The sequence below is a fragment of the Vibrio plantisponsor genome, assembly GCF_013041605.1.
Lineage (GTDB): Bacteria > Pseudomonadota > Gammaproteobacteria > Enterobacterales > Vibrionaceae > Vibrio > Vibrio plantisponsor.
The window spans coordinates 1-12,464 of record NZ_JABEQC010000015.1 but is presented as its reverse complement, the minus strand read 5'-3'; the positions used below and the strand labels follow the sequence as shown (position 1 = coordinate 12,464).

Sequence of the window (12,464 nt, the reverse complement as noted above, 5' to 3'; positions counted from 1 at the left end):
GGCGTAGCAATACGCCAACTTGATTAAGCAGAGAAGGGAGTTTGTATGTCTGCTTTTGCCTTTTTTGGCGCCTTAGAGGTTGGCCTTATCTACGGTCTGGTGGCACTGGGTGTTTACCTGACTTTCCGAGTTCTTGATTTCCCAGATTTGAGCGTTGATGGTAGTTTCCCTATGGGTGCTGCTGTAGCTGCAACCGCGATTGTTTCTGGTATTGACCCATGGATCGCGACTGGCTTAGCTATTATTGCTGGTGCTGCAACGGGATGGGTAACGGCGTTTTTGACAGTTCGTTGCGGAATTCTTCATCTATTAGCATCAATCCTAACTATGATTGCTGCGTTCTCCATTAACATCCGCATTATGGGACGTCCTAACTTAGCTTTGCTAGGTGAAGATACGATCCTGACACCATTTGAATCGATGGGCGATCCAATGCTTATTCGTCCTTTGGTTGTAGCGGTGTTGGTGCTTATTTCTGCTCTGTTTGTTGTTCGTCTACTCAACAGTGATTTTGGCTTGGGGCTTCGCGCCACAGGCGTAAATGCTCGTATGGTTGCTGCGCAAGGCGCAAGCACAGCGTTCTACACTTATTTCTGCTTAGCACTGTCAAATGGCTTTGTAGGTTTTGCTGGTGCTTTATTTGCACAAACCAACAGCTTTGCGGACGTGACTTCTGGTGTCGGTACCATAGTCGTTGGTCTGGCTGCTGTTATTTTGGGGCAAACACTGATTCCTGGTCGTAAAATTTGGGTTGCTGTCGTTGCCGTTATTCTAGGTTCTGTTCTCTATCGTTTGGCTGTTGCATTTGCACTAAGTTCGGGAATGTTTGGTCTGCAAGCATCTGATTTGAACTTGGTTACTGCAGTGCTTGTTGCTCTGGCGTTAATCATGCCGAAAATGAAAAGGAATCGAAAGCCAAAAAAGGGTAGTGGGCCTGCTAAGAAATTAGAAGTATCTAAGCAGGTTAAGGCGTCAGGAGAAGCATTATGATCCATTTAGAAGATATTCAAGTTACATTTAATCCTGGCACTATCCTTGAGAACCGTGCGTTAAGAGGTGTGAATCTGAAAGTGCCAGAGCACCAATTTCTTACCGTTATCGGCTCGAATGGTGCGGGTAAATCAACTCTGCTCGGTGCGGTAACAGGTGAAACACCTATGGTCGGCGGTAAAGTTAATATCGATGATATTGACGTGACTCGCCGCAGTGTTGACCAACGTGCCAGCCTTTGTGCGCGTGTATTCCAAGACCCATTAGCGGGTACGTGTGGAGCTCTGACTATTGAAGAGAACATGGCACTAGCGTACATGCGCGGTAAACGTCGTGGTTGGAAACATTCTCTTTCAACCAATCGCCGTAAACTGTTTCAAGAGCGAATCAGTATTCTTGGCTTAGGTTTGGAAGATCGTCTTGGTGATAACATCGGTTTGCTTTCTGGTGGTCAGCGTCAGGCCGTGAGTCTTGTGATGGCAACACTTTCAGACAGTAAGTTATTGTTACTTGATGAACATACCGCAGCTCTGGATCCTCGTATGGCCGCTTTCATTATCGATTTGACCAAAAAAATCGTTAAAGAGTTTAACCTGACCGTAATGATGGTGACTCACTCAATGAAAGACGCATTAGCGTGTGGTGATAGAACGGTAATGCTTCACCAAGGTGAAATTGTGCTGGATGTATCTGGTGAACAACGTGCCAACATGCAAGTGCCTGACCTACTTGAGATGTTCTCTAAAGTTCGTGGTGAAGAACTGTCTGACGATAGCTTGCTACTGAACTAATCCCCGAGTTCATCCTACTAAACGTGATCCTCCTTACACTATGCGCAAAACGCTAACTGTGTAAGGAGGATTTTTCTTTTTAAACAAAGAGGTAAGTTAACAAGCAACAGGAATCATTTATTAAGGGAATAGCATGTCCTTACCTTTCGCTTTTCATGCCCAGACATCCGACGGTTTATCTTTTCAAGATGGACAACTGACAGTGATCCTAAACACAGAGTCTGAGTTGTATCAGAAAGTGTATGTCAGACATGAGCCGGACAACGAAGAATCACTGGTGGAAATGAAGCCCTGTGGAAAGTTAGGGCGCTTAAACCAATGGAGCGCAACCATCCCTGTTAATCCGGATAAATCACTTACTCACTATGTGTTTAAGATGTTGAGTGACAGTGCGCAACATTGGCTAGATGCCAGAGGTGTGCATAACCGTATTCCACCTCGAGAGTATCATTTTAAGTATGACGCTTTGTATCAGCCTCCTGAGTGGGTGAACGAGCAAGTTTTCTATCAGATATTTCCTGACCGTTTCTGCAACGGTAATCCTGACATCAGCGTCAAGACAAATGAATATTCTTTTCGCGGCGGGAAACGCAATGTGATTGCTAAACAGTGGGGCGAGCCCGTTAGTTCTCACAACTCACATGGTTCTTTGGAATTCTATGGTGGCGATTTAGCCGGTGTCAGAAGCAAGTTAGATTACCTAGAGCAACTTGGTATCACTACTGTCTATCTGAATCCTATTTTTACCTCATTGAGTAATCATAAATATGATACGACGGATTACTTCAATGTTGACCCTCATCTGGGAACCAACGAAGAGTTTGCTCAGCTATGCGCTGAGATTCATCAGCGTGGAATGAAGGTTGTGCTTGATGCCGTGTTCAATCATACCTCTGCTGAACATCCTTGGTTTGACCGTTTCAACCATTATGGCAATGGCGCGTATTGCTCTGAGAAATCACCTTATCGCAACTATTATCTGTTCGACCCCAATAATCACTACGCTTGCTGGAAAGGTGTTGAAAATTTACCCGTGTTGAACTTCTTAAACGAAGAGGTACGTGATTACATTTATCAGGCCAAGGATTCAGTGATCAAACACTGGCTGCGCCCGCCTTACTCGATTGACGGATGGCGTTTTGATGTGATTCATATGCTAGGTGAGGGTTCAGGAGCCATCAACAATGCCTACTATGTAAAACAGTTCCGCGATTCGGTGAAACAAGAGAATCAGCAAGCTTATGTCTTAGGCGAACACTTCTTTGAAGCGACACAATGGCTTCAAGGTGATCAAGAAGACGGAGCGATGAACTACTACGGTTTTGCGCATCCTGTCAGGGCTTGGTTAACAGGAAAAGATATAGCCTATGATCCTATTTCCATTAGCGCAGAGGAATTTGTTGAGTGGATTGTTGAAGCTCAGGCGAAAGTGCCTTGGCTTAATCAATTGGCACAACTTAATCAGTTGGACAGCCACGATACTATGCGTTGGGCAACCTTGGTCAATGGTGAGGATGCATTGATTGAAATAGGTTTAGTGTTGTTGATGACCATGGTTGGTACACCATGTATTTACTATGGTACTGAGGTGAATCTGCAAGGTGGATTAGATCCTGATAATCGTCGTTGTTTCCCTTGGGAAGAGATTCAAAACTCTCAACAAATAGAGCGATTCAAAAAGCTAGTAGCAATGAGAAGAAATCACTTGGCATTACAACAAGGTGCTTTGCAGATTTTGTATGCTCAAGATGGCTGTATTGCTTATGCCCGAGTCCATGGCGAAGAGGCTATCTTGGTTGTGATAAACGCCTCTGATGTTCCTCAGCCTATTTCCATTCCAATCTGGAAGTTAGGTGTTGAAAGTGGCAAGGTCATTTGTTCTAAGTCCGGCAATGAAATGAACGTGACGTCGGGCAACCTGTCAGTGGAAGTTGGCAGCAAGGGCTATTTTTGGGGCTCAATCAAGAACGCTTGATTGTTTGATGATAAAAATGAATAAGTTACTTTAATTCGGTTTCTCCGGTCGCTAAGCCGCTGCTGCACCATTGATATACACATAAAAGAGTTGCTGCGGCTTAGAATAACGACACAATATGCATATAAAAAAAGTGTTAAGTGTACTAATCTGTCGATTGAAAAGATTTCCTTACTAGGTACTGGTGCGAAGCAAGTATATGCAACCGAAGAAAAGCTATAAAAAAATCGTTATTTTTGGACCACTGATTTTAGTTTTCGCTATTTTGTCGATGATGGTTTACTCGTATTTAATGGTGCTGAACCAGCAGATTACCAGTGAATATCGAAACGTAAATGCCATGCTGCAAAGAGCGGGAAAAATACTAGTCGCACTGGATTACGGTTTTAGCAGTTACTATGAGTCCACATTAACAGAGGCGACCGATTTTAATGTGGAAGTGGTCAATGGTGTTTGCCAGCTCTCTCCAAAAGAGTCGCTGATGATTACTAAGAATCTCGCGCATTCCTCTCCGCCAATTAACATCAGTTATATGATGATAGGCGATGAAAAGTATTGTAACGCCTCTAGTGATGTGACTGAGTTAGCCTTAAGGAAAGTGACTCTGGCTCCCATCATTTCATTTCTTCATGATCTCGATGATTATGTTATCGGCGTTCATTATCTCGATGAACATGGCTTTATCATCTCTTCACCTAAAGAAGCCATTCAAGGTATCACCCAAGAGCAATTAAAAACCGTCAGGCTACGCAGTTTCTGGCAAGAAGCATCACAAAATCCAGACGTGATTTCTGTCGTAGGGCCGAGTGCATTTAGTGAAGTGCTGATGCAAAGAAATAACATGACATTGGCAATGCCCGTTTTTGAGAACGCGGTATTTAAAGGTGTGGTTGTACTCGATGTCAGCGTTGATAAGCTTATCGGTGATTTATCTCCTGTAGCAGGGAAAATCAGGTTAGTTCGCACGGAATCACTGCCAACAGATGGTTCAGTCTATTTGCCGCACAAGTTAGAAGTTAGCTACACCAACATGGATCATTACCTTTACTATTACTGGGATTGGGGCACCGAATTCAAGCAGTTTGTGAATGAGACGAGCATGAGTTTGGCGGTAGTTTTCCTTTGTTACTTAGTGACTGTTATGGGCGTATTACATCTCGGCACCCGAGTTGAAAAAAGCTATTACGCGGATTTAGCATCCCATGATCCTATGACTGGCGTTCTCAACAGAAGGGGAATGGAAGAGTTCTTGCGCGGAAAAACTCATCAACAATATCTGTCCATAGCAGTGTTAGATATCGATAATTTTAAATCGATTAATGACACCTATGGTCATGATGTGGGTGATGATGTTATTTGCTATCTCGGCGAACAAATAGAAAAAAGTATTCGTAATACCGATGCTGTAGCGCGTTTCGGTGGGGAAGAGTTCGTGGTTTATTTAACCGGCGATGATAGCGACGTTCTGAAAAAGATTATGCTGCGTGTCAAAGAGGCAATTACTAGTCAGTCTTCAGAAGTGGTCGAGAATGGGTTTACTGTTTCGGGTGGTGTAGAGATTATACAAAGTGACAAAGGCTGCGATTTCGATAAGCTGTTCAAAATCGCAGACGAGAAGCTATATCAAGCCAAAACAACGGGCAAAGACAAACTGGTATTTTAATTGGTGGGGTTAGGCGTAAAGCGCGTCTCTGTAGCGCTTTAAGTGATCAACCATCGCATCAACGTCATTTTTGACACGAATTTCTCTGAACAGATCCGCTGCGTCAGGATAAGCCTGACGCAGATAGGAGAACCACTGTTTCACTCGGTTTGGATAGTATTTGGCTTTATCACCCTTCACTTCGTATTCAGAGTATTTAATCAGCAGTTCCACTACGTCATTCCAAGACATCGGCACGTGATTATGTTTCACCATATTCCCTAGGTTTGGAATGTTAAGCGCACCACGGCATACCATCAGGGAATCCACACCTGTGGTTTTGATACAATCCTGACCATCTTGATAGCTCCATACTTCGCCATTCGCTATAAGCGGCACAGAGGTTTTCTGACGGATCTTATCAATGTATTCCCATTTGATTTCACTTGCCTTATAGCCGCCCATTTTGGTTCGAGCATGGATGGTTAGTTCATCGGCTTTGGCTTGGGACACAGCATCAACGATCTCGTAGCAGTCATCAGGGTTTTCCCATCCAAGACGGATTTTGGCTGAAACAGGGATGTGCGCGGGAACCGCCTCTCTACATGCTTTGACAACTTGGTAGATAAGTTCAGGCTGTTGTAATAGAGCAGCGCCGCCTTTGCTCTTATTGACGGTTTTCGCTGGGCATCCAAAGTTAAGGTCGATACCGTATGCGCCTAGGCTTGCTGCGCGAACTGCGTTTTCTGCCATCCAAACTGGCTCTTGTCCAAGCAACTGAACTTTAACAGGCACACCAGATTTAGTCGCAGAGCCTTGCTTTAGTTCCGGACAGAGACGATAGAACATATGATCTGGAAGCGTTTGGTCGATGACACGCACAAACTCAGTGACGCAGAAATCATAATCATTGATTTCTGTCAGCATTTCACGCATCAGGCTATCTAAAACGCCCTCCATCGGGCCTAAAACAACTCGCATACTAAGATCTTATTACTACCGTCTAAAATGGAGGCGAGATTGTAGAGGTATGGCGGTGAAAAGTCACGAAATCCGCTTAAGACCGTTGTTAGATTAGTCTGCGAGATACGCGTAAGGCACTAAATGTGAGTTGATGAAGATAATCCGTAGAAAGTTCGGGTGATACGTACGAGAACTTATTGGAAAGTTCAGGTTATAATGCCGCAACAATCAAAATTATCAAAAGCTAGAAGAGTTTAAATGAGTTATCAATTTGTGAATTTAAGTTCAGTGGGGCGCAGTGAATCACCTGCTTTTATCGAAGGTGTTGTTCTGGCTGCAAACTTAGCAACTAAGCCTTTAGATCCTGAAACATGGTTAAGTTCAGTATTTGGCGACCAAGCTGAAACTTTAAAGACTCTGATTACCGATCAAATCAACGCTCAATATCACGAGCTTAAGCTCAACGAATACGGTTTGCTCTCGATGCTTGAGCAGCAAGACGTTGGTTTTGACGAAGCGTTGGCGGACTTTGCTGAAGGCTTTATGACCTTATGGCCTGCTATTGAACCGTTATGGCAAGAAGTGGCAACGTCAGATGGTTCTATTCGCATGCTACAAGCACTGCTGACCACTCTGATGCTTGTAATTGACGAAGAACAGACTCATGAGCAGATGAAGCAGGCAGGTTTTAGTGATCTGCCAAAACTTGAAAATATGGTGAAGCAATTGGATCTGATGATTCACGAAGTCGCTTTGGCCGCAGATGAAGCCATGATTGGCACAAAAACTCAGAACGTAAATCCATATAAAGACATCGGCCGTAATGAAATCTGCCCATGTGGAAGTGGTAAAAAGTTTAAGCACTGTTGCGGAAACTAAGCCTCTTTTACTGTGGTACTTGCGCTAAAAGTGGCGAGCTTCGAACTTTTTCGACACAAGGTTGACATAACAAGGAAGAATCTTAGATATAACTTCCTTACTTCAATTGGCTAGGAGCCGAATAGCAATGAAAAAATGGTTAGCTCTTTTATTCTGTAGTTTCTCTGTATTGGCGACACCTAAAGAGAATTTAAGTGAGCGTCTTGCGCTGACGGATGGGTTCAGCGCCAAGTTTGAACAACAAGTGATCAGCCCAGATGGCGAAATCGTTATGGATGGTAGTGGGCTAGTGGATATCGCACGCCCAAGTCTTTTCCGTTGGGAAACACTTGATCCAGATGAAAATTTGCTGGTTTCTGATGGAGAATCTCTCTGGTATTACAGCCCATTTATCGAACAGGTCACCATCTATAACCAAGAACAGGCGATGGAGCAGACACCATTTGTATTGCTTACTCGCAACCGCACCAGCGATTGGGATGCTTACAAAGTTGAACAAGATAATGATGTGTTTACCTTGACACCAACGGCTGCTGAATCAAATCAGGGACAATTTCAAATCACGATTGATGAAAAAGGTGTGGTAAAAGGTTTTAATGTATTAGAACAAGATGGTCAGAAAAGTCTGTTCAGTTTTAATGATGTAAAACAACAGAAGCCGGCAATGAATCGATTCACATTTGATGTGCCTGACGGCGTTGAAGTTGATGACCAACGTAACTAACGATGGATCTAGGTAATTAGTGCAGTGAGTAACTACTCTTTAGATTTTTCAGGGGACGAAGATTTTCGTCCCCTTGCCGCACGTATGCGTCCGCAAACCGTTGACCAGTATATTGGTCAGCAACACATATTGGGTGTCGGTAAGCCATTGCGTAAGGCTCTGGAAGCAGGACAAATTCACTCAATGATTTTGTGGGGGCCTCCTGGTACCGGTAAAACAACGCTGGCTGAAGTGGCGGCAAATTATGCCAATGCGGAAGTGGAGCGTGTTTCGGCGGTGACCTCGGGTGTTAAAGAGATACGTCTTGCGATTGAAAAAGCTCGCGAGAATAAGCTGACTGGCCGCCGCACCATCTTGTTTGTCGACGAGGTGCACCGATTCAACAAATCGCAGCAGGACGCTTTTCTGCCTCATATTGAAGACGGCACTGTAACATTTATTGGTGCGACCACAGAGAACCCTTCGTTTGAACTTAACAACGCTCTGCTATCGCGAGCGCGTGTTTATAAGCTCACCTCTTTAAGTAAAGAGGAGATTCTTCAGGCACTGGAGCAAGCGGTTAATGATTCAGAGCGAGGCTTAGGCAAAACCAAAGCCGTATTTAAAGACAACGTTTTAGAACGCTTATCTGAGCTGGTGAATGGCGATGCGCGAATGTCGCTCAACTACCTTGAGCTGCTTTATGACATGGCGGAAGAAGATAGTGACGGGAGTAAGCTCATTACTTTAAGTCTTCTGGCTGAAGTGGCAGGAGAGAAAGTCTCTCGCTTTGATAACAAAGGTGACATTTGGTACGACTTAATCTCGGCGGTTCATAAGTCCATCCGAGGTTCAAACCCCGATGGAGCCTTGTATTGGGCTGCACGTATGATTTCTGCAGGTTGTGACCCGTTATATATTGCTCGACGTTTGTTGGCGATTGCGTCTGAAGATATCGGTAATGCTGACCCGCGAGCAATGCAAGTGGCTTTGTCTGCTTGGGATTGTTTCACCCGCGTAGGTCCTGCCGAGGGCGAACGAGCCATAGCTCAAGCAATTGTCTACTTAGCCTGCGCACCAAAAAGCAATGCGGTGTATTCAGCATGGAAACAAGCATTGTCTGATGCTCATAACTTGCCTGAATATGAAGTGCCTCATCATTTACGAAATGCGCCAACCAGTTTGATGAAAGATTTAGGCTATGGTGCTGAATATCGCTATGCTCATGATGAACCCGGTGCGTACGCTGCCGGAGAACAATATTTGCCGCCTGAAATGACCGGAACCCGCTATTATCAGCCAACAAATCGAGGCTTAGAGACTAAGATTGGTGAAAAGTTAGATTATCTGGCGGATTTAGACGCAAAAAGCCCACAAAAGCGCTATGAAAAATAGTGTCTTTTCGTTATCTTTGACAAGTTAAAAATTCAATACGTATGGCTTGCTTAAAAAGCAAGCACTTACGTCTTTTCGATACTCAAAAGCATAGGATTAACAATGCTGGATTCTAAATTACTTCGTACAGAGCTGGATGAAACAGCTGCAAAACTGGCACGTCGCGGTTTTAAACTCGACGTCGATACAATTCGTACACTTGAAGAACAACGTAAGTCCATTCAAGTAGAAGTTGAAAATTTACAATCCTCGCGTAACTCGATCTCTAAGCAAATCGGTCAATTGATGTCTAAAGGCGACAAAGAAGGCGCTGAAGAGATCAAAAAGCAGATCGGTACATTGGGTGACGACCTTGATGCTAAAAAAGTTGAATTGGACCAAGTCCAAGCTCAGCTAGATGCGATTACACAAACGCTACCAAATATCCCAGATGATTCTGTGCCAGACGGTAAAGATGAAAATGACAACGTAGAAGTTGCACGTTGGGGCGAGCCAAAGACTTACGACTTTGAATTAAAAGATCACGTAGACCTAGGCGAAATGGGTGATGGTTTAGATTTTGCGAGCGCAACTAAAATCACTGGCGCACGTTTCATCGTAATGAAAGGCCAATTTGCGCGCCTACATCGTGCAATTGCTCAGTTCATGTTGGATCTGCACACAGAACAGCACGGTTACACTGAAATGTACGTTCCTTACCTAGTGAATGCGGACAGCCTATTTGGTACTGGTCAGCTTCCTAAGTTTGGTCAAGACTTGTTCCACACTGAACCGCTAACTGAAAAAGTGAACGATGAAGAGCCGCGTAAGCTTTCATTGATTCCAACTGCGGAAGTGCCTGTAACAAACCTAGTGCGTGACACCATCACTGATGAAGCAGATCTACCGTTGAAGATGACGGCTCACACACCTTGTTTCCGTTCTGAAGCAGGTTCATATGGTCGTGATACTCGAGGTTTGATTCGTATGCACCAGTTCGACAAAGTTGAGCTAGTACAAATCACTAAGCCTGAAGATTCTATGTCAGCGCTAGAAGAATTGACTGGTCACGCTGAGAAAGTACTGCAGCTTCTTGAGCTTCCATACCGTAAAGTCGTGCTATGTACTGGTGACATGGGCTTCGGTTCTCGTAAAACTTACGATTTAGAAGTTTGGGTTCCAGCACAACAAACTTACCGTGAGATTTCTTCATGTTCAAACATGTGGGATTTCCAAGCACGTCGTATGCAAGCACGCTTCCGTCGTAAAGGCGAGAAGAAACCTGAACTTGTGCACACACTAAATGGTTCTGGTCTAGCAGTTGGCCGCACAATGGTTGCCATTCTTGAGAACAACCAACTTGCAGATGGTCGCATCGAAATTCCTACAGTGCTTCAGAAGTACATGGGTGGCGCGACTCATATCGGCTAATGCTTATAAGCTGATCAAGCAATATCTACTCAACACCGAGCTCGAAAGGGTTCGGTGTTTTTTTATGCCTTTAAATCGAGACTGGTTTTAGGATATTTGCGAATAGGTTCCTGTTTTTTAACAATTAAACATAAATAACTAGAACTGCGCCGCTGCAAACTAGTTCATAAGTTTACGCATGCTCGGCGACTGAATACCCTCTTCAGAATGTGATCTTAGTTCAACAAATTGCACTGATTGTATTTTGATAAGGAGTTATTGTGAAATCACTTAGACTATCGATTGTAGCCATGTCTGTTGGTGCCATTGTTGGCTGCGGTGGCGAAGATTCTTCTGGATCGGATACCAAGACTAAAGCCACAGTTTATCAGGCCGAAGTGGCCGACGAGCATCTTCAAGATGCACTTGTTTGGTTAGATATAAATAACAACTACCAACTGGATGCTGGAGAACCAAACTCATATACAGACTCGACCGGAAAAGCGCTGCTTGAGGTAACAGCGATCTACACTGTGCCTCAAGCCCATTCTTTAATTGCATCCGCAATAAAGGATCGCACCATTAATAAAACAACAGGTGAGAAAGTCAGTAAATCTTACATGATGGTAGCGCCAGCAGGGGTTCAAAGAATCTCTCCTGTTTCACATCTAATCTACTCCAAACAAAAAGCTGAAGGTTACGATTTTGCACAAGCGACAACGACGGTTGCTGACATTATTGATGAGGTTAGCGAGCAAGATCTAGTACAGTTCCTTAACAAGCAAGATAATAAAAAACTTCAAGCTCTGTCCTATAGTTTGTCGAGTATGATGCCCGAATCTGAAACCCCATTAACACATCTACAACTTGTTCAATCTCACCCTGATTTGGAAACAGCGGTTGCTGCTTTTAACGATCGCTCTATTAAAAAATTAAAAGCAGAGTTTGGACATGTAAGCGATGAAAACCCAATACCTGTAGTAGTTGGTCAAACGGTGACGACTGATGTCAGACGGGCAAGTGACAACAAACAGTCAGTCGAGACCGGATTATCAGTTCCTAATAATCAAGGTTCGACGCCGACTACAACAACGGAGACTAGCCATCCCAATCAGACTGAAGAGTCTGTTCCCGTAAAAGTGATAATCCCAACTTTGGAAGTAACGACGCGTACTGATACGCAAGGCACAGCTCAGGTTCCAGAGAGTAATCCTCTGGCGCCAGAGCAAGTCTTAAGTCCCGATCAAGGAGCGGGTGAAGGTACTCCATCTGACGGTGTGACTGAAACAGGAATTACAGGGAATAGCCAGCCAAACGAGACTGCGCCAGCACTAGATGCAGTCACGACGGGAACCGATACACAAGGCACAGCTCAGGTTCCAGAGAGTAATCCTCTGGCGCCAGAGCAAGTCTTAAGTCCCGATCAAGGAGCGGGTGAAGGTACTCCATCTGACGGTGTGACTGAAACAGGAATTACAGGGAATAGCCAGCCAAACGAGACTGCGCCAGCACTAGATGCAGTCACGACGGGAACCGATACTCAAGGCACGGCTCAGGTTCCGGAGAGTAATCCTCAGGCGCCAGAGCAACTTTTAAGTCCCGATCAAGGAGCGGGTGAAGGTACTCCATCTGACGGTGTGCCTGAAACAGGAATTACAGGGAATAGCCAGCCAAACGAGACTGCGCCAGCACTAGATGCAGTCACAACGGGAACCGATACTCAAGGTACGGCTCAGG

General features: G+C 44.5%; 10 protein-coding genes. 9 read left to right on the top strand and 1 reads right to left on the bottom strand.

Annotation, left to right across the window (positions count from 1 at the left end):
• The first annotated feature begins 45 nt into the window (after positions 1 to 45).
• The 4 genes from HKI82_RS17680 to HKI82_RS17665 all read left to right on the top strand — a co-directional run bounded on the left by HKI82_RS17680 (position 46) and on the right by HKI82_RS17665 (position 5,419).
• Entirely contained in the window at positions 46 to 990 is a 945-nt protein-coding gene (locus tag HKI82_RS17680; protein ID WP_102942695.1) for an ABC transporter permease, read from the top strand.
• A complete protein-coding gene (locus tag HKI82_RS17675) occupies positions 987 to 1,781 on the top strand; it encodes an ABC transporter ATP-binding protein (RefSeq protein WP_171138739.1) in 795 nt (264 codons plus the stop codon). The genes HKI82_RS17680 and HKI82_RS17675 overlap by 4 nt, the downstream gene beginning before the upstream one ends.
• Before the next feature lie 133 nt (positions 1,782 to 1,914).
• A complete protein-coding gene (malZ, locus tag HKI82_RS17670; protein ID WP_171138738.1) occupies positions 1,915 to 3,756 on the top strand; it encodes a maltodextrin glucosidase in 1,842 nt (613 codons plus the stop codon).
• 199 nt (positions 3,757 to 3,955) lie between these two features.
• A complete protein-coding gene (locus tag HKI82_RS17665; protein ID WP_102942698.1) occupies positions 3,956 to 5,419 on the top strand; it encodes a GGDEF domain-containing protein in 1,464 nt (487 codons plus the stop codon).
• A 9-nt stretch (positions 5,420 to 5,428) separates the two neighbouring features.
• Here the strand turns inward: HKI82_RS17665 and dusC are convergent, their stop codons facing one another.
• Positions 5,429 to 6,379, bottom strand: coding sequence for a tRNA dihydrouridine(16) synthase DusC (gene dusC, locus HKI82_RS17660; RefSeq protein WP_171138737.1), 951 nt, complete (start codon positions 6,377 to 6,379; stop codon positions 5,429 to 5,431).
• A 240-nt stretch (positions 6,380 to 6,619) separates the two neighbouring features.
• Here dusC and HKI82_RS17655 point away from each other — a divergent pair, with 240 nt between their 5' ends.
• The 5 genes from HKI82_RS17655 to HKI82_RS17635 all read left to right on the top strand — a co-directional run.
• Positions 6,620 to 7,240, top strand: coding sequence for a YecA/YgfB family protein (locus HKI82_RS17655; RefSeq protein WP_171138736.1), 621 nt, complete (start codon positions 6,620 to 6,622; stop codon positions 7,238 to 7,240).
• Positions 7,241 to 7,367: 127 nt separating this feature from the next.
• Positions 7,368 to 7,964, top strand: a complete 597-nt coding sequence (gene lolA, locus HKI82_RS17650; RefSeq protein WP_102942701.1) for an outer membrane lipoprotein periplasmic chaperone LolA — start codon at positions 7,368 to 7,370, stop codon at positions 7,962 to 7,964.
• A gap of 24 nt (positions 7,965 to 7,988) precedes the next feature.
• Positions 7,989 to 9,338, top strand: a complete 1,350-nt coding sequence (locus HKI82_RS17645) for a replication-associated recombination protein A (RefSeq protein WP_171138735.1) — start codon at positions 7,989 to 7,991, stop codon at positions 9,336 to 9,338.
• Positions 9,339 to 9,440: 102 nt separating this feature from the next.
• Positions 9,441 to 10,748 carry a serine--tRNA ligase gene (gene serS, locus HKI82_RS17640; protein ID WP_102942703.1) on the top strand — a complete coding sequence of 436 codons (1,308 nt, stop codon included), beginning with the start codon at positions 9,441 to 9,443 and terminating at the stop codon, positions 10,746 to 10,748.
• A gap of 260 nt (positions 10,749 to 11,008) precedes the next feature.
• The coding region (locus HKI82_RS17635; RefSeq protein WP_206361957.1) for a hypothetical protein at positions 11,009 to 12,464 on the top strand (1,456 nt) is incomplete at its 3' end.